The 26,962-nt window shown below is 62.4% G+C and carries 24 protein-coding genes; 18 read left to right on the top strand and 6 right to left on the bottom strand.

Annotated elements, in window-relative coordinates:
• Nucleotides 1-9 precede the first annotated feature (9 nt).
• The 7 genes from ACBR42_RS03830 (at nucleotide 10) to ACBR42_RS03800 (ending at nucleotide 9,110) form a co-directional block, all read left to right on the top strand.
• A complete protein-coding gene (locus ACBR42_RS03830) occupies nucleotides 10-882 on the top strand; it encodes a pyruvate, water dikinase regulatory protein (RefSeq protein WP_102323092.1) in 873 nt (290 codons plus the stop codon).
• Nucleotides 883-1,421: 539 nt separating this feature from the next.
• The gene (locus tag ACBR42_RS03825; protein ID WP_371207308.1) at nucleotides 1,422-2,762 is read left to right on the top strand and encodes a radical SAM protein; all 1,341 of its coding nucleotides are present in this window, start codon (nucleotides 1,422-1,424) and stop codon (nucleotides 2,760-2,762) included.
• Between the two features lie 52 nt (nucleotides 2,763-2,814).
• Nucleotides 2,815-4,494 (top strand): alpha-keto acid decarboxylase family protein, encoded by a 1,680-nt coding sequence (locus tag ACBR42_RS03820; protein ID WP_371207307.1) that lies wholly within the window; start codon nucleotides 2,815-2,817, stop codon nucleotides 4,492-4,494.
• 482 nt (nucleotides 4,495-4,976) lie between these two features.
• The gene (locus ACBR42_RS03815) at nucleotides 4,977-5,108 is read left to right on the top strand and encodes a hypothetical protein (protein ID WP_371207306.1); all 132 of its coding nucleotides are present in this window, start codon (nucleotides 4,977-4,979) and stop codon (nucleotides 5,106-5,108) included.
• Nucleotides 5,109-5,464: 356 nt separating this feature from the next.
• Entirely contained in the window at nucleotides 5,465-6,691 is a 1,227-nt protein-coding gene (locus tag ACBR42_RS03810; RefSeq protein WP_102323095.1) for an MFS transporter, read from the top strand.
• A gap of 71 nt (nucleotides 6,692-6,762) precedes the next feature.
• Nucleotides 6,763-8,028 carry an acyl-CoA dehydrogenase family protein gene (locus tag ACBR42_RS03805; protein WP_371207305.1) on the top strand — a complete coding sequence of 422 codons (1,266 nt, stop codon included), beginning with the start codon at nucleotides 6,763-6,765 and terminating at the stop codon, nucleotides 8,026-8,028.
• Between the two features lie 80 nt (nucleotides 8,029-8,108).
• A complete protein-coding gene (locus ACBR42_RS03800; RefSeq protein ID WP_371207304.1) occupies nucleotides 8,109-9,110 on the top strand; it encodes an asparaginase in 1,002 nt (333 codons plus the stop codon).
• Between the two features lie 14 nt (nucleotides 9,111-9,124).
• On the opposite strand, the gene ACBR42_RS03795 is transcribed toward ACBR42_RS03800, so the two are convergent.
• A complete protein-coding gene (locus ACBR42_RS03795) occupies nucleotides 9,125-10,249 on the bottom strand; it encodes a hypothetical protein (protein ID WP_102323098.1) in 1,125 nt (374 codons plus the stop codon).
• 191 nt (nucleotides 10,250-10,440) lie between these two features.
• On the bottom strand, nucleotides 10,441-11,895 hold the full coding sequence (locus tag ACBR42_RS03790) for an amino acid permease (RefSeq protein WP_371207303.1): 1,455 nt from the start codon (nucleotides 11,893-11,895) through the stop codon (nucleotides 10,441-10,443).
• A 15-nt stretch (nucleotides 11,896-11,910) separates the two neighbouring features.
• Here ACBR42_RS03790 and ACBR42_RS03785 point away from each other — a divergent pair, with 15 nt between their 5' ends.
• Both ACBR42_RS03785 and ACBR42_RS03780 read left to right on the top strand, forming a co-directional pair.
• Nucleotides 11,911-12,117: a hypothetical protein gene (locus tag ACBR42_RS03785; protein WP_146008487.1), complete on the top strand. Its 207-nt coding sequence runs from the start codon at nucleotides 11,911-11,913 to the stop codon at nucleotides 12,115-12,117.
• A gap of 228 nt (nucleotides 12,118-12,345) precedes the next feature.
• Entirely contained in the window at nucleotides 12,346-13,242 is an 897-nt protein-coding gene (locus ACBR42_RS03780) for a hypothetical protein (protein ID WP_132304796.1), read from the top strand.
• 18 nt (nucleotides 13,243-13,260) lie between these two features.
• On the opposite strand, the gene ACBR42_RS03775 is transcribed toward ACBR42_RS03780, so the two are convergent.
• Nucleotides 13,261-14,496, bottom strand: coding sequence for a restriction endonuclease (locus ACBR42_RS03775; protein ID WP_371207302.1), 1,236 nt, complete (start codon nucleotides 14,494-14,496; stop codon nucleotides 13,261-13,263).
• 274 nt (nucleotides 14,497-14,770) lie between these two features.
• On the opposite strand from ACBR42_RS03775, the gene ACBR42_RS03770 reads away from it, so the two are divergent.
• Nucleotides 14,771-15,427 carry a histidine phosphatase family protein gene (locus tag ACBR42_RS03770; RefSeq protein WP_102323102.1) on the top strand — a complete coding sequence of 219 codons (657 nt, stop codon included), beginning with the start codon at nucleotides 14,771-14,773 and terminating at the stop codon, nucleotides 15,425-15,427.
• Here the strand turns inward: ACBR42_RS03770 and cobS are convergent.
• On the bottom strand, nucleotides 15,324-16,076 hold the full coding sequence (gene cobS / locus ACBR42_RS03765) for an adenosylcobinamide-GDP ribazoletransferase (RefSeq protein WP_371207300.1): 753 nt from the start codon (nucleotides 16,074-16,076) through the stop codon (nucleotides 15,324-15,326). The two genes, ACBR42_RS03770 and cobS, sit on opposite strands and share 104 nt — an antisense overlap.
• A complete protein-coding gene (cobT, locus tag ACBR42_RS03760) occupies nucleotides 16,073-17,101 on the bottom strand; it encodes a nicotinate-nucleotide--dimethylbenzimidazole phosphoribosyltransferase (RefSeq protein WP_371207299.1) in 1,029 nt (342 codons plus the stop codon). Before cobT ends, cobS begins: the two co-directional genes overlap by 4 nt.
• On the opposite strand from cobT, the gene cobU reads away from it, so the two are divergent.
• The 3 genes from cobU to ACBR42_RS03745 are packed head-to-tail and all read left to right on the top strand — an operon-like array spanning nucleotide 17,100 to nucleotide 19,812.
• Nucleotides 17,100-17,693: a bifunctional adenosylcobinamide kinase/adenosylcobinamide-phosphate guanylyltransferase gene (cobU, locus tag ACBR42_RS03755; protein ID WP_371207298.1), complete on the top strand. Its 594-nt coding sequence runs from the start codon at nucleotides 17,100-17,102 to the stop codon at nucleotides 17,691-17,693. The two genes, cobT and cobU, sit on opposite strands and share 2 nt — an antisense overlap.
• A complete protein-coding gene (gene cobO, locus ACBR42_RS03750) occupies nucleotides 17,690-18,301 on the top strand; it encodes a cob(I)yrinic acid a,c-diamide adenosyltransferase (RefSeq protein WP_371207297.1) in 612 nt (203 codons plus the stop codon). Before cobU ends, cobO begins: the two co-directional genes overlap by 4 nt.
• Complete coding sequence (locus ACBR42_RS03745; RefSeq protein ID WP_371207296.1) at nucleotides 18,301-19,812, top strand: cobyric acid synthase; 1,512 nt, start codon at nucleotides 18,301-18,303, stop codon at nucleotides 19,810-19,812. Before cobO ends, ACBR42_RS03745 begins: the two co-directional genes overlap by 1 nt.
• Here the strand turns inward: ACBR42_RS03745 and cbiB are convergent.
• Complete coding sequence (gene cbiB / locus ACBR42_RS03740; RefSeq protein WP_371207295.1) at nucleotides 19,771-20,877, bottom strand: adenosylcobinamide-phosphate synthase CbiB; 1,107 nt, start codon at nucleotides 20,875-20,877, stop codon at nucleotides 19,771-19,773. The two genes, ACBR42_RS03745 and cbiB, sit on opposite strands and share 42 nt — an antisense overlap.
• Before the next feature lie 270 nt (nucleotides 20,878-21,147).
• Between cbiB and ACBR42_RS03735 the strand changes: the two genes are divergently transcribed.
• The 5 genes from ACBR42_RS03735 to ACBR42_RS03715 all read left to right on the top strand — a co-directional run bounded on the left by ACBR42_RS03735 (nucleotide 21,148) and on the right by ACBR42_RS03715 (nucleotide 26,918).
• Nucleotides 21,148-21,678 (top strand): hypothetical protein, encoded by a 531-nt coding sequence (locus ACBR42_RS03735; protein ID WP_371207294.1) that lies wholly within the window; start codon nucleotides 21,148-21,150, stop codon nucleotides 21,676-21,678.
• A 184-nt stretch (nucleotides 21,679-21,862) separates the two neighbouring features.
• Nucleotides 21,863-22,516, top strand: a complete 654-nt coding sequence (locus ACBR42_RS03730) for a gluconate 2-dehydrogenase subunit 3 family protein (protein WP_174234102.1) — start codon at nucleotides 21,863-21,865, stop codon at nucleotides 22,514-22,516.
• Nucleotides 22,513-24,300: a GMC family oxidoreductase gene (locus tag ACBR42_RS03725; RefSeq protein WP_102323110.1), complete on the top strand. Its 1,788-nt coding sequence runs from the start codon at nucleotides 22,513-22,515 to the stop codon at nucleotides 24,298-24,300. The genes ACBR42_RS03730 and ACBR42_RS03725 overlap by 4 nt, the downstream gene beginning before the upstream one ends.
• Nucleotides 24,301-24,320: 20 nt before the next feature.
• Complete coding sequence (locus tag ACBR42_RS03720; RefSeq protein ID WP_371207322.1) at nucleotides 24,321-25,625, top strand: c-type cytochrome; 1,305 nt, start codon at nucleotides 24,321-24,323, stop codon at nucleotides 25,623-25,625.
• A 96-nt stretch (nucleotides 25,626-25,721) separates the two neighbouring features.
• Nucleotides 25,722-26,918 carry an L-dopachrome tautomerase-related protein gene (locus ACBR42_RS03715; protein ID WP_371207321.1) on the top strand — a complete coding sequence of 399 codons (1,197 nt, stop codon included), beginning with the start codon at nucleotides 25,722-25,724 and terminating at the stop codon, nucleotides 26,916-26,918.
• Nucleotides 26,919-26,962: the final 44 nt, after the last annotated feature.

Below are 26,962 nucleotides of genomic sequence, written 5' to 3'. Positions count from 1 at the left end.
CAGAATCTAATGAGTGAGCCGCCGATTATCCTGCATCTTGTATCCGAGGCGACAGGGCAGGCGCTCGAAGCCGTTATGCGTGCCTGTGGTGCGCAGTTTCAGGACGCCGAATTTTCCCCCCGTAGCTGGAACCTGATCCGCACCCGCGTACAGGTGGCGCGCGTGCTGGCGGGGATCGAGGCGGAACCGGGACCTGTCCTGTCCTCCCTTACTTCTCCTGATCTTCAGGTCATGCTGCGTGAGGGGTGTGCGCGCGTCGGGGTGGAGGTCAAGAACATCCTTGATGGCACCATCCATTTTCTGGAACAGCAGACCGGTATCGTGGCGGAACGTCACCCCGGCGGCCAGTATGTGATGGATAACAGCTACCGGCGGCGCATTGATGCGATGCAGTACGTCATTTCGCATGATGACGGGCAGAAAACCACGGATCTTTCAAAAGCGGACGTGGTGCTTGTGGGTGTTTCGCGTACATCCAAAACCCCTACCTGTTTCTATCTGGCCAACCGGGGTATCCGGGCGGCCAATATCCCGCTGGTGCCGCATGCGCCGCTGCCGGCCGGGCTTGAGGATTTCAGGGGGCTGGTCGTAGGGCTTACGATCGATCCGCATACACTGCTTGAAATCCGTCGTTCCCGCGTGGGCATGATGCTGCCGGGGCGGTCCATTGTCGCGCCCGGCATGTCCGAAACCTCGGTCAAACCCTATATCGATCCTGAAAACGTGCATGAGGAACTGCATTGGGCGCGCCGTCTGTGCGCCCGGCATAAATGGCCGGTCATCAACGTGACGCATCGATCGGTGGAAGAAACCTCAGCAGCCATTATCGATATGCTTGAACATGACGGCGCTCCGCGCAAAGTGGCGGAACCTGATATATAAGGGGCCGTAAGCCGCTGGTGCGGCCATGGTCGCCAAACCGGATGATGGGGTTTTACATCGTCGGTTCCCTCTCTCACGCTCCCGGACGTCGATGGAATCCGGGCCAGCCTACATGTTCAAACATGGCTTTCTGATCAAAACTCCTGTCGTATGACTCCTGCGCCGCGTAGGGGCCATGGGCCGCTGGTGCGTGCGTGGCGCGTGAAGGTCGCAGTTTCTGAAGTCCTGTCCGCAACCGGTGTTTGGAGCAGGGGAAAGACATGCGACAGGTTTAAGGCTGATATGTTCTTTTATGGTTCTTGATGAGAATGAAAGTCTGATCATAAGTAAATAAATAATATAAAAACAGTAATGATATTATATATTAAATATATAATAATAAGTTTTTTCGATATATCCGATACATGCACTTTATATAAAATGCATGAATAGGCGGTCTGTGCTTTCGTATGGTGGACATACGGGGTCAGAATTGTACGATATGATTAAAGGATTACTTATCCAGAAAATTTTCATATCCGGGTCCATAGAGCTGAACTATGTCCAAGACTGATCTCAAGCTGCTGATCATCCAGCCGTCGCATTACAAATCCAAGACTGACAGAACGATTTTCAAGACGAAGCGACGACAGATGGTGCCCCTTGCGCTGCCCTATCTCGCGGCGCTGACGCCGAGCGAATGGACGGTCACTCTGCTTGATGAGCAGCTTGAGGATATCGATTTTGACGTTCCGGTCGATGTCGTGGCGCTGACGGCGTGGACCCTGCATTCCCCCCGGGCCTATGACATCGCGGCTGAATTCCGCAGGCGCGGCGTGAAGGTCATCATGGGCGGTCCGCATGTCTTTTTCTATGCCGATGAAGCCGCCGAACACTGTGATGCAGTAGGCGTGGGTGAGGCCGAGCCCATCTGGCGGACCATGCTGGAAGATGCGGCGGCCGACCGGCTGCAGAAAATCTATCGTGCCGCGCCGCTGAAGGAACTCAACGACCTGCCACCGCCCCGTTATGATCTGCTGGACCTGAAGAAGTTCGGCCCCTTCCGCACATTTGCGGTGCAGTCCTCACGCGGGTGTCCGTTCGTGTGCGATTTCTGTTCGGAACGGTTTTATCTGGGCGGCCGCTATCGCTGGCGGCCCGTGGACCAGATGGTCTCTGAACTGGAGCGGATAAAGAACAAGGGCAGTCATTTCTTCTTCGGTGAAAGTAATTTTGGCGGCAAGAAAAGTCGTGCGATGGAACTGATGGAAGGTCTGGTGCCGCTTGGCATCCGCTGGTCCACGTTATGGTCATCCAACCTGTGCCTTGATACCGGCTTTCTCGACCTCGCGCGCCGTAGCGGGGTGATGCACGTCAATATCGGCATCGAGAGTATTGATGCCGAAATGTTGCAGGGCATGAAGAAGGGGTGGAACAAATCCAGCCGCTATGGCGAGATGTTTGAAAACCTGCGCCGACGCGACATCAGTTACTCGCTCAATTTCATCTTCGGCTATGATGACGAACATCCCGATGTATATGCCGCGACCCTTTCCTTTCTGGAGGCGCACAAGGTCCCCGCGGCCTATTTCAATATCCTGACCCCGACAAAGGGCACCGCCCTGTTCGAACGGATGAAGAAAGCGGGCCGGATCATTGATCCCGATGACATTGACCGCTGGCCCGGGCAGGTCTGTCATATCTGGCCCAAGAACTGTACGCCGGGCCAGATGGAGCAGCGTATCCAGAACATGTATCGCAAGTTCTACAGCATGCGCTCGATATTCCACCGTCTGCCCTTTCCCCGCACACGTTCGGATATGTCATCGTGGATACTGAACATGACCGAACGGCGCATGGCGTTCTCCTCTACAGGGAACAATGATTTTGATATTTACTGACTCCCCTGCGCGCACCACCCGGTGTGGCGCGAACGGATAGGAAGACAGGACCATGCGCGGATCAATCGGCTCAATGCTGCTGGACAGGCTTCGTCATTGCGGTGTTTCGCGCATTTATGGTGTGCCGGGAGACTATAACCTCGAATTTCTGGAACTGATCGAACGTACGCCCGGCATCCGCTTCATTGGCGCCTGCAATGAACTGAACGCGGCCTATGCGGCGGATGGGGATGCGCGGCTTTCGGGCGTCGGGGCCGTGCTGGTCACGTATGGGGTTGGCGATCTTTCGGCACTTTCCGCGGTAGCGGGGGCCTGTGCCGAAGGCGTGCCGCTGGTAGTGATTTCCGGCATGCCCCCGCTGCATGCGGTGCAGTCGCACGCGCTGGTGCATCACACACTGGCTGATGGCGATTTTGATAACGTCATGACCTGTTACCAGCAGTTTACCGCTGCCTGCACGCGCCTGCATCCGGCCAGCGCGTGCGTGGAAACCGATCGTGTGCTGGACAGGATGCACACGGAAAAATGCCCGGTCTATATCCAGTTTCCATCCGACATCTGTTACGTCGAAACGGATATTCCTGCACTGGCCCCCGCCATGCCGGTATCGGACCCGGCCCTTCTGGTCCGCGCGGCAGGGCGGCTGGCGGAACGGATCGCGCGGAGCCGCCAGCCTGTCGTGCTGGTGGATGGCATGGTGCGGCAGTATGGATTGAACGATCAGGTCGAACGGTTCTGCCAGCACTTCAATATTCCCTATGCCGCCCTGTCTACCGCCCGGACGCAACTGGCGGAAACTGGATCGTTATGGCTTGGGCAGTACGGGGGTGCAGCCTCCGCACCCGATGTGGCGGCGTATATACACGGGGCGGACTGTGTCATCGGTCTGGGCGTGCGGTTTGTTGATTCCACTTCCGGCTATTTTTCGCAGCGGATCGCGCCGGGGGCGATGGTGGATGTCCAGCCCTTCAGCATGACATGCGATGGGGAAAACATTCAGGGCATAAGGGCGCAGGACCTGTTTGATGCCGTAATGCAGGACCGCACTCCAGTAACATCTCCCGTCCGCAGTCCGTGGCGGGCGCAGCAAGAGACCGCGCCCGCTGTTGCATCAGCGCAGGGCGGCGGGTGGACACAGGCCATATTCTGGCAGCGCGTCGAACAGTTCCTGCGTCCGCATGATGTCGTGCTGGCGGATAATGGTTCATCCATGGTGGCCATGCTGCATGCGCGCCTGCCTGCGGGATGCAGCCTGCTGGTGCAGCCTGTCTGGGCTGCGATCGGTTATTCACTGCCTGCCGCACTGGGCGCGTGTCTGGCGACACCGCACCGGCGGCATGTGCTGTTCATTGGTGATGGTTCGTTCCAGATGACGGCGCAGGAACTGTCCACCCTGCTGCGGCACAAATGCGCGATTACGGTGTTTCTGATCAATAACGGGGGTTATACCATCGAACGCATGATCCTTGGTCCACAGGCGGCATATAACGACATTGCCAACTGGGACTATGCCGCCCTGCCAGCCGCCATGGGTGGGGAGGCCGCGCCATTATGCCTGCGTGTACAGGACCCGGCCGAACTGGAGGCTGCCCTGGATCAGGCTGCCGCGAATCAGGGCCTGACCTTTGTGGAAGTCGGCTTTACGCCCATGGATGCCCCTGCGGGCATGGCCGTGATGGGGCAGGCCGTGCGCCGCTACGATTATGGAATCGATATCCCCGATCTGCCCTGACCGGGGCATTGCGGCGGGGAGAGATCACATTTTACGCCCAATGGGCAATGACGTGTTTTTAGGCTGGACGGAAGCATCCGTGCAGGCTATTGAAAATACGACTGTTTTTTAGATGGGTCGGTATCGCTCCCATCTGCCTGCCGCCTGTCCACCCCTGATGGTCGGATGAAAGCCATAAAAGCAGTTCACGAAAACGTGATATACCCCGATTAAAAAATGTGCATTTGCCTGAAGATTAATCAGGTTGAGGCAGCGCCTGAGTGGTCCTGCGTGCGTTCTGCCGTTTTTGTCAGCATCTTTTCGGATGTTCCAGAGTGAAGGGATAGTCACTGTCCGGAACTGATTGCTTATTGATCAGGTATTTTATTTTTATACTGCAATTAAGGAAGAATAGACCCAAACTGTCCGGGGATTTCTATTGATAGTATTTCGGTTCTGGTGTTCTGTCCGGCTTACCAACACAACACCCAAGGAACTGAAGCATGTTTATTGAAAACGTCAGCGCCATGATCGCTCACTCCGTCAACGCCATGTCCTCGCTGACCATGGTTGCTTTCCTGCCCATGATTGCTGCCCTGATGGTTGCCACGATCGTTTCCGATCGCGCTGCCTGAAGCAGGGGTCGTCTGTCCTGACACCCATGCAGCCGGAATTCCCGCGATCATGCGGGAATGGCCGGCGGCAGCAGGACATAAGGTTGAATGACAGACGCTCCGGCGTCTTTTTTTATGCCCGGATAATGGGAAACATCGCTTCGACAGAAGGGATATCCACCCCCGCATGACCGATGGTGGACATATGACTGTCCTCCGGTCACGACGCATCAAAATGTTTTCGGGCTGGCGTGACGGACTCTATGTAACCAGAAATGCACCAGACAGGGTTGTAGCCTGACCGACATGGGTGTATCGGCCAAAAATATCGGGCGTACTCAGGTGCGCCTTTTTTATTTCTGTCCAGAGCATAATGCATGACCGATACACTGACCCATCACGGGAAAAGGGTGAGCGCGCCTGTTCGTCCGTCCCCTCATCCGGGCCTGATCTTTTTCATTCTGGCTATGGGTGGCTTTGCCATCGGCACGGCTGAATTCGCGGCCATGAGTCTCGTGCCCATGATTTCCGCAGGCATGCATGTCACCGTGCCGCAGGCGGGGCATGCTATCGAAGCCTATGCTGCGGGCGTATGTGTGGGCGCGCCGCTTATTGCCATGCTGGGCGCCAGACAGAGCCGTAAATACCTGCTGATCGGCATGCTGGCGATGTATGTGATCGGTAACGGGCTGACCGCGCTGGTTCCCAATTACGGGCTGCTGCTGCTGTGCCGCTTCATAAGCGGGCTGCCCCATGGCGCCTATTTTGGCACGGCGGGTATCGTCGCATCCTCCCTCGTGCCGCCGAACCGGCGCACGCAGGCCGTGGCACGGGTCGTGCTGGGGCTTACCATCGCCACGATTGGCGGGGTACCAATGGCGAACGGACTGGGGCTGCTTGTCGGCTGGCGCTGGGCTTTTGTCCTTATCGCCGCACTGGCGCTGTGCACGATGCTGCTCATCATCTGTTTCGTTCCCACCGATCCGCCGCGTCCCCATGCCAGCGCCCTGACGGAGATACGCGCCCTGCGGAACCGTCAGGTCTGGCTTACGCTTGGTATTGGCGTTATCGGGTTCGGCGGCATTTTCTGCGTCTATACCTATCTTGCGTCCATCCTGCAGGAAGTCACGCATGCGCCCGCTTACATGATTCCGGTCATGCTGGCGGTATTCGGTGTGGGCATGACCGTGGGCACCATGGCGTGTGCGTGGGCGGCGGACCGCAAGATGATGCCAACCATTGGCGGCACGCTTCTGGTCAATGCGGCGGCGCTGGCGGGTTTTCCCGGTTCCGTGCATTCGGTGTGGGGCATGATGCCCATCGTGTTCATGATCGGTTGTGGTGGCGGGCTGGGCACCGTTATCCAGTCGCGGCTGCTGACCGTGGCCGTTGATGCGCAGGCGCTTGCGGCGGCCCTGAACCAGAGTGCGTTCAACCTGGCCAACGCCATCGGCCCGATGCTGGGCGGCATGGCGATCAGTTTCGGGCTTGGATGGGAATCCGTCGGCTGGGTCGGGGCCTGTCTTGCCATGGGCGGCTTCGTGATGTGGCTGCTGACGCTGAGCGATATCCGCGCAGCCGCCCGCAGGCAGGCAGGCGGCTGATAAATACACACCGCCGGAACGGCAGGGGGCACGGCGCTTGATGCGTCGGCCCAACCTTCCTATCGTGCGGCATGACCACCGCACCGGCTGAAGGGCACGTGCTGCCCCCTTTACTGCGTGACCTGTTTCCCGCACGGTCCGTTCCCGGGCCAGCGGGCGAGGTGCTGCTGCGTGTGCAGCACGTCCTTGATACCGAAATCGCCCCTACGGCCGCCCAGCGGGATCGAACCGGGGGCTATCCCCATCAGGCCATTGCCGCGCTGAAGCGCACCGGCATCCTTGCCCTCGCGGTGCCGCGCGAATGGGGCGGGATGGGGATTGCGCAGGAACTCTCCCTCGAAATCATGCTGCGCATCGGCATGGCCGATCCTGCCGTGGCACAGATATACAAGGTGCATGACGACCTGCTGCGGGAGATATTTGTCTACGCGCCCGCAGCATTCCGTGGCCCGCTGGCGCGCCGGGTGGTGGATGGTCACGCCATCCTTGGCATGGCCGTGGCGGAAAACGGTCGCACGGCGGACAGCTTCCTCCAGACCCTTGCCCGACCGGGGCCGGAGGGCACGCATTTCATATCCGGTCGCAAGATTTATGCCACCGGGGCATCGGGTGCGGATCTGGTCGCGGTTTCGTCTTTCGATCCGGTTCGCGCCCAGCAGACAGGCTCCATCCGCGATGGCGTGCGCATGGATATTATCCCGCACGATACGGCGGGACTTGTCTTTCACCATGACTGGAACCGGATGGGCCAGCGTGCCACCGATTCTGGCACGGTCACGCTGGAGGATGTCCAGGTGGATGATCGGTGGAACGCGCTATCGCCAGATGCGCCCCTGCCGCAGCATGTCAGCCTGCGGTTTCAGGCCGGGTTCAGCGCGATCCTGACCGGTATCGGTATTGGCGCGTTGCGCGCGGTCTGTGCGTTTGTGCCGCAACGGGCGCGCCCATGGGGAACCGCCGGTGTCGATAGCGCGGATCAGGACCCCTATGTCCGCCGCCTGCTGGGCGAAATCGGGGCGGATCTGTTCGGTGCGTATTGCAGTGTAATGCAGGCGGGGCGGATGCTGGACGGGTATGAACAGGGACACGTGACACGCAATGCCGTGGCGATGGCGGCCAGCGCCGCCCGATCGGTGGCCACGCGTGCGGCATTGCGGGCGGCAGGGGATGCGCCGGCGGCGGCAGGCGCGCGGGGGACGGATGCGGTCAATGGGCTGGACCGGTACTGGCGCGATGCGCGCACCCTGTCGCTGCATGATCCCGTGGACTGGAAAAATGCTGAAATCGGTCGTCACCTGCTGACCGGGTGGGCACCAGAACCGGGACTGTACCAGTAATTTTCTGTTCTGTTACGGTTTGACAGGCCGCTGCATGCGTGATTGATCGGGAGCCTGTCCTGATCCATGGGGAAGCCTGAATGCACCGTCCTGTCATCGCCATCATCTCAACCGGCGGCACGATCGCCCGGCAGGCAATGGACCCGCGCGATACGGTCGATTATGCGGAAATCGGCACCAGCCTTGGCGGCAGCGACCTGCTGGCCGCGCTGCCTGAGGACGTGCAGGCACGCTTTGTCGTGCGCGGCATTCCGTTTTCCAGTTGCGATAGTGTGGAAATGACCTTGTCGCGCTGGTTTGATCTGGCATCCCTGGTCAGCCAGACGGTGGCAACGCAGCCCGATCTCGCTGGCGTGGTGATTACCCATGGTACCTCCTCGCTGGAGGAAGCGGCCTGTTTCCTCGATCTTGTGCTGGATGTGCCCTGTCCCGTCGTTGTGGTGGGCGCGCAGCGTCCCGCCAGCGCGATCAGCGCCGATGGCCCGGCCAATCTCTATGCCGCCCTTCTGGTCGCCTCCGCCCCACAGGCGGCGGGGCGCGGTGTTCTGGTCGTCTCGAACAACGAAATCCATGCAGCGCAGGAAGTGACAAAGGCGTCCACTTATCAGCTTGAAACCTTCCGCTCCCCCGATTTCGGGCCAGTCGGCATGATCGAGGCCAACCGGGTTTTCTTCGGGCGCGGCATGGGGCCGCGTCGGCATATCGGCTGGCCACAGGGCTATGGGCCGGGGGGAGAGATCCCGCGTGTTGATATCTGCTACAGCCATGCAGGTGCGGATGGCGTGGCGATCCGTGCTTTTGCTCATGCGGGCGCGCGGGGGCTTGTTTCGGCGGGCATGCTGCCGGGTATGTGTACGCCTGCGGAAAATGCCGCGTTTGACGCCGCCGTGGCGCAGGGCATCGTGGTGGTGCAGGCCAGTGCCGGGTATTGCGGTGGCGTAGTGCAGCGGCAGGAACTGCTGCAGCGCGGGATTCTGGCAGCCGGGCACATGCGACCGAAACAGGCACGTATCCTTCTGGCCCTCGCCCTTCTGGGTGGGGCGGATACCGACGCGATCCAGAGCCTGTATGACATGCCCTGAAATCGGGCAGCCCGTCAGAAAATGCTGTTGAAGGCCACCTGCGGGGAGATGACCTGACTGGTATTATGCCCCGCGAACAGGGCCGAAACGCCCGCGATCACGCCGAAGCGGGGCGACCAGTTATATTCGATGGCGGGCGCGATCAGCCAGTCGCCGGAGGACTGTCCCAGTATATCCTGATACCGGCCCTGCGCGTTATGGCCGCGCACGACCGAGCCATTGGCCCAGTCACGCGCCAGATCCATGGCGATCACCCATCGCTGGTTGACGCCATATTCAAGCGAGAAACCGCTTTCGCCATACATGCCCGGATGCGCCAGCCCCCGGAAACCGGCACTTGTACCGTAGCTGCTGACATCGGCAATATGGGCATTGGTCAGCGCGCGGCGGAAGGTGCCCCACGTGCGCAGCCGCAACGCATGATGGCCGGGCAGGACGTAAGTGGACTGTTCCGTCAGGGCAAGGCGGAATGTGTAGGTGCCCGTGCCGACGCCATCTTCCGACCGGCCCAGCCTGCTGTAGTCACCGCTGGGAAATCCCACCCCCACGAACAGGCTCAGGGCGGGGATGTAGCGCTTGGGATCGGCATCAAGATAGCGCCACATGACATCGACCGGCAGGTCGCCCATTTTCAGGCCGCTGGTCGTGCTGTGCCCCCTGCGCCAGCCATAGCTTATGGTCGGCGTCATCTGCAGGCTGATGGAATTGGTGATGGAGTATTTGTACAGCGTCAGGCTGGCGGCACTATGCGCCTTGTCCGACAGGGGCATGCCCCGTCCCGCACTGTCCAGATAGCCAACGGGCTGGTTGTAGAAGAAATATGGCTCCCACGCGAAAACGCCCTTTTTCGTCAGCGCGCCGGAGGGGGAAACCAGCGATCCGGTATACCACTGTTCATATTCCTCATGCAGGGCCTGCGACCCGGCACGTGGTCCGTTTCCCGTATCTTCCGCCCGGCCCGCGGAGATGCTGGCGAGCAAGAGAAGAACGGAAAAGGTAACGAATAATATTGATTCCGGTATCGGAATGTATAATGTTGCCCGACAGGGGCGACCGGCATCTTTTTGTATGGCAGGTACTGTACGGACTGATGCATTGCCCACGCCTTTTGCCGCGTGGGCGCGTATCACGGAAACCATGGCTGAAGGTTATTTCCTGAAACGGGGCGTCCCTTCACGCATGGCAGTGCGTGCCGGGTCTACTGGTGCTGGGCAGGCGGTGTGCGGCCCTTCTACATGCTGTGTGGCAGGTAAGGTGTCAGGACATTGCTGTTACTCCGTGGCCGGATGGCTGGGGAACAGGCGGGAGAATGGCAGTTCTCCCGCCGGTTTCAGGTGGTGGGGATTTCGGGCTGTTCGTTTTCCCCGGCAGCCGCCTGGCGCGCGGGGTTGAGGTATTTCCATCCCACCATCAGCAGCAGGGCCACGATCGGCATGCCCGCAAGAGTGGATGTGCCATTGGGGTAGTCGAACATCATCAGCACGACCACGCAGCCAAGGAAGGCCAGCGTCAGCCACGATGTGAAGGGCGCGCCCGGCATTTCAAACCCGCTGGACGCAATCCGCCCGCTACGCACGGCCTGCCGCAGCCTGATCTGGCTGAGCAGGATGAAGGCCCATGTGCTGATGATGCCCAGTGCCGCCATGTTCAGCACGATCTCGAACACCTGCGACGGCACCACGTAGTTCAGCACGACACCGACAAGATAGACCGCAACCGTAAGCAGGATGCCGTTGGCCGGGACCGAGCTTGCGTTCATGCGTGCCAGGGGGGCGGGTGCCGCCCCGCCCAGCGCCATGGCCCGCAGGACGCGGCCGGTGGAATACAGCCCTGAATTAAGGCTGGACAGGGCTGCGGTCAGCACAACGATGTTCATGATCGTGTCTATGCCGGGCACGCCCAGCGCCTGGAAAAAGGTTACGAACGGGCTGGTGCCCGCGTGATAGGCCGTCCACGGCAGAAGGCTGACCAGCAGCACGACGGACAGCACGTAAAACAGCCCGATGCGCCAGATGACGCTGTTGATGCTACGCGGCAGAACGGTGCGGACATCGGCGCATTCCCCCGCCGCCGTGCCGATCAGCTCGATCCCGGAATAGGCAAAGACCACCCCCTGCACCAGCAGCAGGCAGGCTATGGCCCCATGTGGAAACAGCCCGCCATTATCGGCAATCAGATGCAGGCCGGTCTGATGACCTGCAACCGGCATGCGCACCCCCAGCACGATGCTGCCGACGATAAGGAACAGGCACAGCGCCACGATCTTGATGAGGGAGAACCAGAATTCGATCTCACCAAACCATTTCACCCCCACCATGTTCAGCGTCGTGACGATACACAGCGCCAGAAGGGCGAAAACCCATTGGGGCACGCTGGCGAACGTGCCCCAGAAATGCATGTACAGCGCGACCGCCGTGATATCGACAATGCCGGTCATGGCCCAGTTCAAAAAGGACAGCCATCCCGCGACGAAAGCCGCCTTTTCACCGAGGAATTCCCGCGTGTAGGAAACAAAGCTGCCGCATGTGGGCCGGTACATCACCAGTTCGCCCAGCGCGCGCATGATGAGGAACGAGAAGGCGCCACATATCAGGTAAACCAGCGCAAGCGACGGCCCCGCCGCCTGCAGCCGCGATCCCGCGCTCAGGAACAGCCCGGTCCCGATCGCCCCGCCAATGGCGATCATCTGGATCTGGCGACCGCCCAGAGCCTTGTGATAGCCGTCGTCATCCTGTTCGGGCAGGATGTGGGTGCTGTCTTCCAGCGCGGGGTCCGGTTTGCTCATGCTATGGTCTCCGCCATGATGGTCATAGATAGAGGGAGGAAGGCGTGCGCCGCCCCTGCACGGATGCGCGGCGGTCGCACGGTGGAAACCCCGCTGCCCGTTCCCGGCGGACGGTGGGCGGCACGCGCCCTGACGGGCACCGGCATTGTCGGGGTGGGGGAGAGTAATGTACAGGAACCGGACGGTTCCGGTCGCGGATGCTGGCTGCCCTGCCGCAGTTGAGGGAAGGTTGGCACGCCTGTCGCCCTAAATGTCTGATATGGAAGGGACAAAAAAGAAATACCACGCAGCATCACAGGTGTTGTTTTGCCGCGGACATTGTCAGACAGAATAGCAACTGACAAGCATGACTGCCTCAAATAAAGGTATCATGCCTAAAAAATAATCCAAATTTTTGAAACTTTAGCAGTAATTGCCTATAGTTTAGTCAATGAAAAGAGTCGCGTCGCCATGCTTGAAAAGGATTCCGGATACGCGGCATTGCGCGCCAGCGTGATGACGGGAGTGATGCTGCTTTCCGCCATGGGCCTTTCCATTCCCGCCCATGCTGATAACGAGCGTTTTGAAGGCAGCGAACTGGCACAGGATGCCCCGCAATATTTCGTCCTGCAGCCACAGGACAGGCAGGCGGCGGACGGGACGGGTGAACTGCGTCTGTCGGAAAGCGGGATTGACCTGACCAACGGCGAACGGATCGAGGTCACTCTGGCCCAGGGGAATGAAGGCCATCTGCTCTACCGCGTGGATGAGGGGCAAAACCCCGTCATGCCATCGGGGCAGCGCCTGTGTCCCGCACCGCTCAATCCGCTCTATCTGGATTTCCAGACCCCGCAGGATGATGCCGGGCATTATGACATGACGCTGTACTGTAGTTCGCGTCCCGTGCCATTCCGCGCCATATTGCCGGGGCGCGCGGCGGCGGTGTTCCATTATCAGCGTGTGGCGGATACCCCTTGGGCCCATTCGGAGACCGAGGGCGGTTACCTGCACGGGGCGATGGCGCATTACTGTGCAGCAGGCCGTGATCCCGCCCGTACCAGCACATGCACCGCGCGCGAAGAAGCCGCCTATGCCGATATCATGGCCCGCAGGATCGCATCACCCGTGCTGCAGCACTGCGCGGCCTATGTGACCGGCCGCGCCAGCCATGCCGGTTATGTCAGCTTTGCCCATCTGCTCAACTGCGCGCGCGTGCGCGACAGCCGCTCGCTGTTCGATTACTGCAGCCAGCGCATGACCGGGCAGAAGCGGGTGGATGACACCAGTTTTTTTGATGCCAGCCCGACACAGGCGCAGGCGACCGCCATGTGCTTTAATGCGCTGGCGGCGGCGCAGGCGCGCGAATAACGCTGCGGTGGCTATGTCTCAGGCGACATCGGGCACTTCTATGCCCGATACGAACCTGAATACTTCCTCATGATGCAGCAGGAAGACACGGTGCTTCTTGCCCAGCGCCAGCGCCTCCTGCGTGTAAGGCGCGTTGGAGACGATGATACCGATATCGGTCCTGCCATCGACCTTGCCCCGTATGCCCTGCCAGATCACGTCATCATGCACGGGTTTGTGGTCAATCCAGCAATGGACCAGCATTTTCAGGCCATTGCGGCTGCAATGGATATCTGACCCAAGGCCCGTGGCCACGGGGGGGCGCGTTTCCCACCCGGCCTTCTCGATCCAGTGGGAACAGAAGGCGGCATATTCCGCCTGGTTCATGCCCTTGTGATAGGTGCCGGGCGTTATCGCGGGGCGGTCTGGCGGATTGGTGGCGGCACCTGCCGCCATGGCGGTGATGCTGGCATGCACCCGCTTGCGGATGGCGGGCCATAACGGGCCGAGACCCTGACTTTCCAGCGCGGGAATGGTGGTGGTGCGCATGAAGCGTTCGACCTGCGTGTTCCACGGCGTCCGGCTGCGCGGCAGTGTGGTGGTGGTGCGGGCCTGCATGTACCACCGTGCCAGCATGGGGCGGTGCCGTTCCGCCAGTTCCATGCAGATCCGTACCGCCCTGCGCCGCTGGATCATGATGCGTCCCGCACGCAGGATCAGGATCAGGACCCAGCCCGCGCCGCCTGCCAGCATCAGGGTCAGTACCAGCGAACCCAGCTTCTGGAATCCACGCGTCATGAAAAACAGATCGGTCGGTTGCGGCGTTTCCATTGGCTGCACGATAACGGCGGGCGCATCGGGGGCGACAGGCTGATCCGCAGGTGGGGCAGCGGCGGCTACGGGATCGGCATCATGTCCGGCGGCATGGGGCTGCGTGCTGGCGGGCGGGGCAGGCAGCGGGGCTATGTCATCCGTCATGAAATAGAGCGGCGGCAGCCCCGGTTCGGGCGGCACGCGGCGCATGAGCGGCAGCCCGTTGCGGTTGGCGATCTTCTCCCACCGGATATCGGGGGTGACGGCATGGCAGTTGCCCTGCCGGATCAGCGTCTGGCGCTGTGCGGGGGACTGCGTTGCCATCTGGGTATGGTCGGACAGGGTGCGCAGGGCCGCATCATCCTCACACGCAAGTGTGGGACGGGGCGCGCTGTACAGGCCGGCGGCGCTGGCGCTTGCTGGCAGGTACAGGAGCAGGCAGGCACAGGCCCATACGCGCATGGCGCTTTGTATCCTTCCGGTCTGGAGTTCGCTGGTGCAGACCTAGGGTATCAGCAGATTCACAGATATGACGCTACGAACGCCGATATGCAGAACACGGTTGTATTTGTAAACATGCTTTCTCCGGTCTTGTATGTACTGGCGTCACTGCATGCGCGGTGGCGATGGGGAAGGGCGGCATGTTCCCACCGGGTAGCTGCCCCTTTATCCATCTTCTGGCGATGTTGATGAACTTCGCGGATGTTCATGGGGTGATGTTGGAAGGCAGGTGCGTATGACGGGGCGTTTTGCAGTTGTGCTGGCACGCCATCCCGCCGTAACCGGCGTGGAAGGCCTGTGCTATGGCCAGCAGGACGTGGCCCTTGCCGATGGGTGGGAGCGCATGGCCGACGGCCTGCGGACCGTCATGCAGGGGGCGGGGTGCCGCGTCATGTTCTCTTCTCCCGCCCGGCGCTGCCGGATGGTGGCGGAACGGGTGGCGCGGTTCATGAATCTGGACCTGCGGGTGGATTCACGTCTGCGTGAAATCAGTTTCGGGGAATGGGAAGGGCGTCCGTGGAACGGCATCTCCCGCACGGCACTTGATGAATGGGCAGCCGATGTGGGCGGCTTTGCGCCCCCGGGTGGGGAAAGCGGGCGTGAACTCCGTGCCCGCGTGCGGCATTTCTGGACCGAAATGCAGCAGTTCGGTCAGTCCTGCGCGATCATAACCCATGGCGGGCCGCTGCGGCTCATGCAGGGGATGATGTATGGCCTGCCCGGCAGCCTTCTGGCCCCGTCACCCCCAATGGGGTCGGTACGTGTGGTCGAACAGGGTGATGCCCGCTTCAGCACAGGGCTGTCAGAACCGCACATTCCGCCACAACTGCCGTTGCACCAAGAACATCTCCGGTCTGTCCACCAAGCTGCCAGCGCGCGAACCGGCACATGAGGGCGGCTGCCAGCGCCGCCACGATGCAGGCTGCGGTCATGCGCGGCGCGGGCAGCAGCAGGGCCGCCGTGCATCCCGCAAGGCACAGGCAGGCCACGAACGCCTGAACCGGCAGATAGGCCATGGAACTTGCCAGCCCGTCGGATCGGGCCGGGGGCAGGCGACGCAGGACCACCACCATGCACGCCCGCGCCAGCGCGCCCGCCGCGGGCATGGCCAGCAGCGCGGTGCGTCCCGGCATGGCCGCCAGCGCGGTGACACGTACCAGCAGGGCGAGTCCCAGCGCCATGACCCCATAGCTGCCCACCCGGCTGTCACGCATGATTTCCAGCTTGCGCGCGCGATCGGACCCGCCGCCGCAGCCATCGGCCATGTCCGCCAGCCCGTCTTCATGCAGGCCGCCGCATACCAGAAGCAGCAGCGCGATGCTCCACCCGGCGGCGGGCAGGTGCGCTATGCCCAGTTGCAGCAGGCCGGCGTACACCATGGCCGCCGCTTCCCCCAGTAACGCGCCCACCAGCGGCCAGCACCATATGCTGCGCGCCATGGAATAAGGCAGCCTGCCACGGGCAAGCCAGTCGGTGGGCAGGCGGGTCAGCAGGCCGATGCCGCAGACCAGATCGGCGCGCAGGCGGGCCAGCGTGCTCATTGCCGGTCGCTGACCTGCGCCTGCGCGAAGGTGGCCATGCCACACAGGCAGGCGACCGCCGCACGCACCAGCGGGACCGCAAGCCCCGCGCCCGATCCTTCTCCCAGCCTCAGGCGCAGGTCCAGCAGGGGTTCCATGCCAAGGGCCGCCGCCAGATGTGCATGCCCCCCTTCGGCTGAACAGTGCGACAGCCGGGTATGGGCCAGGCCCTGCGGGTTGATCTGCTGCAATGGCGCGAGGGCCGCGGTGCAGATGTAGCCGTCCACCAGCACGGGAATGTTCATGTACCGCGCGGCGATGGTGGCCCCCAGTATGGCGGCCAGCTCATGGCCACCAAGGCGGCGGGCGACCTCCAGCGGGTCATCAAGCGTATTGCCGTGATGGATCAGGGCGCGATCAATGACCTCCGCCTTGTGGCGCACGCCCGCGTCGTCCAGCCCCGTGCCGCGCCCGGCCCATTTAATCCCGCCCCCACCGAACAGGGCGGCGGCAATGGCGGCGGCAGGGGTGGTGTTGCCAATCCCCATCTCGCCCAGACACAGCAGGTCGGTATCGGGCCGGACAGCCCGCATGCCGGTATGGATGGCCTGTATGAAGGTGGTCTCATCCATGGCGGCGGCATGGGTGAGGTCGGCGGTCGGGCGCAGCTCCTGCACTTCGACCACATGCAGCCGCGCGGCGGCCACGCGGGCGATCTGGTTGATGGCGGCCCCGCCGTTGCGGAAATTGAGCACCATCTGGCGCGTGACATCGGTGGGCCACGGTGTCACACCCTGCGCGGTTACGCCGTGGTTCCCGGCGAAAACGATGATATCCACCCGTTCGGCACGGGGGTGGGCCGTATGCTGCCATTCGCCCGCCCAGCAGGCCAGTTCCTCCAGCCGGCCAAGGCTGCCGGGGGGCTTGGTCAACTGGCTGTCACGGTGGGTAATGGCGCTCCGCGCCGCCCCATCGGGTGGCGGAAGATCGTGACACAGCGCACGCAGCGCGGCCATGTCGGACGGGAAGGAAAGACGGGATGGCATGGCAGGAGTTGTGTGGTCTTATGCGTCCCGATGCAAGATGGTGGAGAATAAAATGAAGGCGGTTCCCCCGCAGGATGGAACGACCGGCATGCTGGCCTGCACGCTGGTGCTGGGTGGCGCGCGTTCGGGCAAGAGCCGCTTTGCGGAGGGGCTGTTTACCCGCTGGCCGACCCCATGGACCTATATCGCCACCTGCCAGCCCCATGATGATGAAATGACCCGTCGCGTGGCGCGGCATCGCGCGGGCAGGGGGGAAGGCTGGCATACGCGCGAAGCGCCGCTGGACCTGCCCGCAGCCCTTGACGGCGCCGGTGCCCGGCCGGTGCTGGTGGACTGTCTGACCCTGTGGCTGACCAATCTCATGCTCGCGGAACATGATATCGCAGCCGCGACGCAGGCGCTGCTGGCGGCCCTCGCCCGCCGCATGGGGCCAACCGTTCTGGTATCGAACGAGGTGGGGCAGGGGATCGTGCCCGATAATGCGCTGGCGCGTCGTTTTCGTGATGAGGCCGGTCTGCTGCATCAGGCCCTTGCGCGCGAGGTCGCGCATGTTGTCTTTGTGGTAGCTGGCCTGCCGATGGAGCTGAAATGACCCTTACCCCCGAAGAAGAAACCCGCCACCGCGAGAAAATGGCCAAACGCAAGGCCGTGCAGGACCGTGAGGTCAGCAGCAAGTCGATCGAGAAGGGACTGCTTGCCGTGCATACCGGCGCGGGCAAGGGCAAATCCACTGCCGCCTTCGGCATGGCGCTGCGCACCCTGGCCCATGGCGGCCGGATCGTGGTGGTCCAGTTCATCAAGGGGGCGTGGAATACGGGGGAACGCAAGGCGCTGGAACTGTTTGGCGATCAGGTGGAATGGCATGCGCTGGGCGAGGGCTTTACGTGGCACACGCAAGACCGTGCCCGCGATATCGAAAACTGCCGTATCGCATGGGAACAGGCCCGCGCCGCGCTGAAGCGCCCGGATGTATCGATGGTGATACTGGACGAACTCAATATCGCCCTGCGTTACGACTACCTGCCCATTGATACGGTGCTGGCCGATATCGCCGCACGTCCCGCCATGCAGCATGTGGTGGTGACGGGCCGCAACGCCCGTCCCGCCATGATCGAGGCCGCCGATCTGGTCACGGAAATGACGCAGGTCGCCCATCACTTCCGCAAGGGGGTGAAGGCGCAGGCCGGGATCGAGTTCTGATGCCACCGCGCGCCATCATGTTTCAGGGCACCGGCTCCAGCGTGGGGAAGTCGGTGCTGGTGGCGGGACTTGCGCGCGCGCTGACCCGGCGTGGCCTGCGCGTGCGTCCCTTCAAGCCGCAGAACATGTCCAACAACGCCGCCGTCACGGCTGACGGGGGCGAAATCGGGCGTGCGCAGGCCCTTCAGGCGCGTGCCTGCGGGGTGGCGCTGTCGGTTGACATGAATCCCGTCCTGCTCAAGCCACAGGGCATGACCGGATCGCAACTGGTGGTGCGCGGACAGATGCGTGGACAGGTCCGCGCCCGTGATTTCCAGAGCTTCAAACGGGGCCTCATGCCCGAAGTGCTGGACAGTTTCCATACACTCGCCGCACAGGCCGATATCGTGCTGGTGGAAGGGGCGGGATCGGCGTCGGAGGTAAACCTGCGTGCCGATGACATCGCCAATATGGGCTTCGCGCAGGCGGCGGATATTGACGTGGTGCTGGTGGGCGATATCGATCGGGGCGGGGTGATCGCCAGCCTTGTCGGCACGGACGTGGTGGTGGCCCCCGATGATGCGCGGCGGATCAGGGGTTTTATCGTCAACCGTATGCGTGGTGATCCTTCCCTGTTCGCAGCGGGGATGGAGGCCATCGCCCGGCGGACCGGCTGGCAGCCCGTGGGGCTGGTGCCATTCCTCGACCGTGTGCGTGACCTGCCAGCGGAGGACGCAGCCGATCTTGCCCCCGGCGGCAGGACGGCCAAGGGGCGTGTGCGCATTGTGGTGCCGTGCCTGCCGATGATCGCCAATTTTGATGATCTGGACCCGCTGGCGGCGGAAGACGGCGTATCACTGACCATGGTTCCGCGCGGGACGGTGCTGCCGGAAGCCGATCTGATCATCCTGCCGGGGGCCAAGGCCACGATTGCCGATCTGGCCGTGCTGCGACAGGAAGGCTGGGATATCGACATTCAGGCCCATATGCGCCGGGGCGGTCATGTGCTGGGTATCTGTGGTGGTTACCAGATGCTCGGTCGCAGCATTGCCGATCCCGATGGGATCGAAGGTCCACCCAGCACGGTGGACGGGCTGGGACTGCTGGATGTCACGACCGAACTTGGGGGAAGCAAGCGGCTGGAAGACGTGAGCGGCCATCTTCTGCCCGAAGGCGCGGCCCTGCGGGGGTATGAGATGCATATCGGCCGCACGCACGGCCCCGACCATGACCGCCGCCCGCTGATTGATCTGGGCAACAGGCGCGATGGGGCGGTCAGTCCTTCGGGCCGGGTATGGGGTACTTATGTCCACGGCCTGCTGGCGGATGGCACGGCGCGGGCGGCGTTACTGGCGCGGCTGGGCGCGCAGTCGCATGGCTGCGATCATGACCGGACGGTGGATGCCGCGCTGGACGCGCTGGCCGACCATCTGGAAACCCATCTGGATATCGATGGCCTGCTGCGACTGGCCCGTCCGGTACGTCCGCTGTCAGCGGCGGCGCAGGCGGCGTGCGCATGCACCCACAACTGACATGGCGGCCACGGTCTGGATCAGGCAGGCGCGACGGTATAGCGCCAGCGCGCGATACAGGTCACGCGGGCGCAGGTCGGCGGAGCCGTCGCCCACCCATGGTTCAGGGGTAATCACACCGTTATAGCTGCGTGGCCCCGACAGCCTTATGCCCAGCGCGCCCGCCATTGCCGCTTCCGGCCAGCCCGCGTTGGGGGAACGGTGGGTGCGGGCATCGCGCCATAGGATGCGCACTGCCGCACCCGCCCGCATGCCGGGCATGGTGGCGGCGGCAAGGATGATCCATAGCGCCGACAGGCGGGATGCAGGCAGGTTGACCACATCATCCAGCCTTGCCGCGGCAAAACCAAAAGCGTCATGGCGGGGGGTGCGGTGGCCGATCATGCTGTCTGCCGTATTGACGGCCTTGTAGAAGACTACCCCCGGCAGTCCACCCGCCGCCATCCATGCAAGCGGGGCCACGATCCCGTCGGAAAAGTTTTCCGCCAGTGTCTCGGTCGCCGCGCGCAGCACACCGGCCTCATCAAGCTGTTCGGGATCGCGGCCGACGATATGCGATACTGCCCTGCGTGCCGCAGGCAGGCTGGTTTCGGCTTCGCGCGCCACCATCATGACATGATCATGCAGCGAACGCTGCGCCACGAATGCGCTGGCCATGATGGCGGTTACGGGTAAGGCCAGCCAGCGCGGCAGGATGCGGTGCAGCAGTCGTGCGGCCAGACATGCGGTGGCGGTCGGGACCGCAACGATCAGGCCTGTGGCGATAAAACCGTTCGCCCTGCGCTGCGATGGCGTGCGGTCAGGGGTATTGAGCGTGCGGTCCAGCCTGTCGATCAGCGCGCCAATCCACATGACCGGATGGCCGATGCGGCGTACCAGCGCCTGCGGATAGCCGATCGCGGTATCGGTTACGGATGCCATGCAGACAAGGCTGATGTTGCGATACAGGAAAGTGGAAAAGCGCATGGGATGTGGATATTGCGCGCCCCATGCAGGGTCAAGGAACGGGCGCTTTGCAGGCCGATTGCGCCCTTTCCCGGTCAGATGGAAACATGCCAGCGCCATGCAGCCTGACAACCATCAGCATTATGGCATTCGTGACCATAACCGACGGATACAGGTCCACCCAGCATGACCGGGAAATGGCGGAAAAAAGCCGGTTCCGCCCCGTGCAGCCTTGACAGGAATGGATGGCCTGCCGGAAGGTTCACATTGTCGTGTATCCATCGCTCCACTCCATCTTTCGGGGCGGCACGGCGCACCGGTGTTTCCGCCTGCCAGAGCAGGCAGCCGGATCAGGATATTTTATTTAAACGCAGTATTTGAGGTCATGACATGAGCAAGCCTGCAAAGCCCGTAACCGCTCCCTCACGCCGCAAGGCCAGTGCGGAAGCGGGATCTTCGGTCGCCGCCGAACCGCCCGCTACTACTGCCGTGCGGCGGAGAAAGGGGGGAGCCGCCGCCGCCGCAAAGGCTGCGGGCACAAAAAGCGTCAGCAGAACGTCGCGCGCAAAGGCTGATGCAGGCATTGCCGATGCACCGCCAGTAGAAACAGGTGGGGGCAGGCTCACGGGTCCCAAAGCCGACATGATGGAAAAAGAAGTCACATCCCCCGCACGGAATAAGCGCGCGGCACCAAAATCCGGGGCGGTCGCAGGGAAGAAACGTAAATCCCCCGCCGTTGCGTCAAAGACGGCCAGGGCGGATACGCCAGCCAGACGCCCCCGTAAGGCAGCCGGGGCAAAAGGGAGCGCAGGTTCCGCCCGTCCCCGTCGTTCGGCAGTGGATGCGTGGCGGGAAACACGGGCCGCACGCAAACAGGCGCGCCTTGAACGGCTGGCCGCGCAGAAAGCCGCATCGTCATAGCAGGATGGTCGGTTTGCCGATCATATTTTCTTGTGAGCCTGAAAATAGTGGAAAAATGATCTAGGCACCCCTCCGTTCCATGCGGGTATAGTGAATGTTCACGATACCAATAGACGCAAGGCGTGGCGGGAAGGCATTTTTGGGTATTAGCGGTTTACGACATATTTCGTCACGACGACGGTTCATGCAGGGGGTCGCCGGGGTTGCTGCCTGCAGTACATTCCTCAGTTCACGCATGCGGGCCGCCACCCCTCCCGCAAAGGCTTACACACCGCGTTTTTTCGATGGCGCGGAATGGGATTTCCTTCTCGCCGCATGTGACAGGCTGATCCCTGCCGATGAAAATGGCCCCGGCGCGCTGGCGCTGGATGTGCCGCGTTTTCTCGACATGCAGATGGATACCCCCTACGCCCACGGCGCGCAGTGGTTCATGGACGGGCCTTTCGTTCAGGGGCCGGACAATCTGGGCTACCAGCTACCCTATGATCCCCGCACCCTGTACCGGCGCGGCATCGCGGGTATGAACGCGCATGCGGCAACCCGTCATGGCAGGCCGTTCGCCAGCCTTGCGCCATCTGTGCAGGATGAACTGCTGCAGGCGGCGGAAAAGGGCACGCTGGCGTTTGGTGACATCCCGTCCCGGGTTTTCTTCGATCAGTTGCTGGCCAATGTGATGGAAGGGGCATTTTCCGATCCCGTGCATGGCGGCAATACCCGGTTGGGTGGATGGGTCATGCTGGGCTTTCCCGGCGCGCGGGCGGACTTCATGGACTGGGTGGACCGCTACGGCGCGCATTACCCGCTGGGCAGCATTTCCATTTCGGGAGAGACGGCATGAGCGCGGATGCACGCAGGCTCAGGCCGGTGGACGTGGTGATCGTGGGTGGCGGCTGGGCCGGGTCGATCATGGCGAAGGAAATGACCGAAGCCGGGCGTTCGGTCGTCATGCTTGAACGCGGCGCGGACCGCAGCACGGCGGCGGACGGTGCCTATCCTGCTTCGCTGGACGAACTTGAAGCCAATTTCCGGTACAGGCTGTTTCAGGATCTTTCAAAAAATACCGTCACGATCCGCAACAACAGCCAGCAGACGGCGCTGCCCTACCGGCGTATGTCCGCCTTCCTGCCCGGTGAAGGGGTTGGCGGCGCGGGGCTGCACTGGTCGGGCGTGCATTTCCGTATGCCCCCCGATGACCTGCGCCTGCGTTCGCGCGTGATCGAAAAATATGGCCGTCGCTTCATTCCCGAAGGGATGAACCTTCAGGATTACGGCGTTACCTATGAGGAACTCGAACCCTTTTTCGATAAGGCGGAAAAGGTGTTTGGCACCTCGGGCGAAGCCTACATGGTTGACGGAAAGGTGGTGGGGAACGGGAATGTTTTTTCTCCTTCACGCTCCGATACTTTTCCGCTGCCCGCGCTGAAGGATGTCTACACCGCCCACCTGTTCCGCAAGGCGGCGGCGGAGGTGGGGTTCCACCCCTATTCCCTGCCTGCCGCCAATGCGTCACGGCAGTATGTCAATCCGTATGGCGTGCAGATGGGACCATGCAATTTCTGCGGTTATTGCAGTGGCTATGCCTGTTACATGTATTCCAAGGCATCGCCCAATGTGAACATCCTGCCCGTGCTGCGGCGTCACCCGCTGTTTGAATTGCGCCCGCGCTGTCATGTGCTCAGGGTGGAAAAGGATGCGGATGGACGGCGCGCAACGGGCGTGACCTATACCGATGCGCAGGGGCAGGTGTTTACCCAGCCCGCCGAACTGGTGATCCTGACCGCGTTCCAGTTCCATAACGTGCGCCTCATGCTGCTGTCGGGCATCGGCAGGCCATACGACCCGGTTCATAATGAAGGGGTGGTGGGCCGTAATTTCGTCTACCAGAACGTGACGACCAGCACCGTCTGGCTCGACCCGAAGGTCGAGACCAACCAGTATATCGGCGCGGGCGGCGGTGGCGTGGCGTTCGATGATTTCAACAGCGAGAATTTCGACCACGGGCCACTGGGTTTCGTGGGGGGATCGCCCGTATGGGTCAATCAGGCCGGGGTCCGGGCCATCGCCGCCGCCAATGCCGGTGGCCCGCCGGGTACACCGCGCTGGGGCAGCGCGTGGAAGGCGGGGATGATCGATACCTACCGCCATTCCCTGCGCATTGATGCCCATGGGGCGAACATGGCCTATCGGGATGTGTATCTCGATCTCGATCCGACATGGAAAGATGCTTACGGCCAGCCGCTCCTGCGCATGACCTTCGACTGGAAGGACAACGACATCCGCATGAACCGTTATGTGGTTGACCGGATTGGCGATGTGGCGAAGGCCATGGGCGCGCGGCGTACCCATCTTGTCAGGCGTGAATTCGGCGTGCCCTTCGATACGCGGCAGTACCAGACAACCCATCTGGGCGGGGGTGCCGTTATGGGCGAAGACCCGCAGACCAGCGCGCTCAACCGCTACCTGCAGTCGTGGGATGTGCATAATGTGTTCGTGATCGGTGCGAACGCCTTTCCGCAGGGGACGGGCTATAACCCCACGGGCATGGTCGCCGCCCTTGCATACTGGGCGGCCCATCATATCCGCACCACCTATCTTGCCCAGCCGGGGCCGCTGGCGGGATGAGGCGTGTAACTGTGTCATGGATGCGGCTGCCTGTTGCGGGCATGATCGCGTTCCTCTCGCTAGGGATAGCGGCCGCGCGGGCGGATGACGATGTGCGCGAACGCGGCGCGTATGTAGCCCGGACGGCGGATTGCGAAGCCTGTCACACCGTGCCCGGTCAAGCGCCCTTTGCCGGTGGGCTTGAGTTTCACCTGCCCACCGGCACGTTATACGCGCCCAACATCACTCCTGATGCGCGGACCGGCATTGGTCGGTATTCGGAAGCCGAATTTATCCGTGCGGTCCGGCAGGGCATCCGGCGCGATGGCGCGACCCTGTACCCGGCCATGCCCTATCCGTCCTATGCGCGCATGACGGACGAGGACCTGCATGCGCTGTATGTCTATTTCATGCAGGGCGTGAAACCGGTTTCCCATGCGGTGGTGCAGGATGGCATGACATGGCCGTTTTCCATGCGCTGGCCGCTGGCGGTATGGCGCTGGCTGTTCGCACCCAACCCGCGTGATGCATTGCAGCAGTCAGGGGCGCGTACTTTCCCCGACCCACTGGTGGCGCGTGGCAGTTATCTGGTCGAAGGGCCGGGGCATTGCGGGGCCTGCCATACGCCCCGTGCCGTGACGATGCAGGAAAAGGCCCTGACGGCTGTGGACGGCACGCTCTACCTGTCGGGTGGCGGACCGGTGGATGGGTGGCGGCCTGTCAGCCTGCGGGGCGACAACCGCACGGGGCTGGGGCGGTGGAATGAACAGGACATCGTACGCTTCCTCGCCACGGGGCGCATGCCGCTGGGTGCGGCCTTTGGCGGCATGACGGACGCCATCGCCCATGGCACGCAGCATATGACACCGCAGGACCAGCTTGCGATTGCGCGCTACCTGAAAACCCTCTCGCCCCTTACCCCCATGGCGGAAGGCTGGACTTACGATCCCGCGGCGGCTGATGCCCTGCGCGGGGGGGATGTATCGGCACGCGGCGCGCGGCTGTATGTCGATAACTGTGCCGCATGCCACCGGACCGACGGGCGGGCCTATCCCACCACGTTCCCGCCACTGGCCGGGAACCCCGTGGTGATGGACCCGACACCGGATTCGCTTATCCGCATCGTGCTGGCTGGCAATACCCTGCGTGCAACGCGACAGACACCGTCCGCCTTTGTCATGCCCGGTTTTGCCGCCCGCATGAACGATCAGGCCGTGGCCGATACCGTCACCTTCATCCGCGCGGCATGGGGCAACAACGCACCGCCGGTCAGTCCATCGGATGTCGCGGCGGTCAGGCGCACGACGACCGGTGGCGCGGCCCCGGCGTCACTGCCCCTGAACTGATTGTGAAGCGCCATTGCCATGTCCCGCGGTTGCCCGAACCGGGGGAAGGGGCATGAATGAAGCGCGTAGTAAAGGAAGGGAGCCGTAAGAATGTCCATGCACCGGCGCAGCCTGCTGCTTGCACCCCTTCCGCTGGCATTGGGGGCGGGGACCATCGCCCATGCGACGGAACCGGCGCGTGACGCCATCAATCACGACCATGGCGCGGCCCCGTCCGGTCCGTTCGAGATCGTGGCCCGGTTCGATGGTCCGGGTCCGTCCGGTATCGCGGTGACGCACGGGCGTATTTTTGTGGGCTTCCCCCGCCATGCGGTCAATCACCGGGGGGCCACGCTGGGGGAACTGAAGGACGGGCGTCTTTATCCCTATCCCGATGCGGCGCAGAGCCTGCCTTCCGATCGTCCGCCCGCAACGCGGCTCATGTCCGTTCATGGCATGACCACCGATACGCAGGGCCGGTTATGGCTGATTGATGATGGCAAGCTGGCGGGGCAGCCTCTTGCGCCCGGCGCCGCCAAGATTGTTGGCATCGATCCTGCAACCGATCGTGTCTTCGCCCGCATCGTCCTGCGTGCCCCCGTCCTTCTGCCCGACAGTCACATGAACGACCTGCGGGTGGACCTGACGCATGGCGCGCAGGGCACGGTTTACGTTACCGATTCTTCGTTCGGGATGTCGCCCGCCCTTGTCGTGGTGGATGTAGCCACGGGCCGCCAGCGCCGTGTACTGGCCAGTCATCCTTCCATTCAGGCCGAACGCAGCTTCATGGCGGTGGTGGAAGGGCGTCCGCTGGTGTTCGACCCGCCCGCGCATCCACCCGGTTTCGTATCGGGCGGGGTGGATGGCATCACGCTGTCACCCGACAGTGCCACACTGTATTACAGTCCGCTGACCAGCAGGCGGTTATACGCCATTCCCACCGGCCTGCTGGCCGATTTTTCCCGAACCGACGAACAGCTTGCCGCCGGTATCCGCGACCTTGGCGAAAAGGGCGTGGCCGATGGTCTGGCAACTGATGCGCAGGGCCGCATCTACACCACCAATTTTGAACATGACGCCATTTTCCGGCGCAATGTCGATGGCAGCTTTGACACCATGGTGCATGACCCGCGCGTGCTGTCACCCGATGGCATATTTGTCGATGGTGGCATGGTCTACTGCACATTGGGGCAGTGGAACCGGTTAGCCAGCTTCAATGGCGGACATGACCTGCGCGTGCCGCCCTATTACCTGATCCGCTTTCCTGCCGATCCACCCGCGCATGTGGACGCGACAAAGACGGTGCGTGAGTAGTTGCCCCTTTCCCCGGCGGCGGAATTGCGGCAACAATCCCACCC

The organism is Komagataeibacter sp. SM21 (assembly GCF_041402665.1).
Lineage (GTDB): Bacteria > Pseudomonadota > Alphaproteobacteria > Acetobacterales > Acetobacteraceae > Komagataeibacter > Komagataeibacter saccharivorans.
The sequence above is the reverse complement of the archived record's forward strand: the minus strand, read 5'-3'. Positions and strand labels throughout refer to the sequence as shown.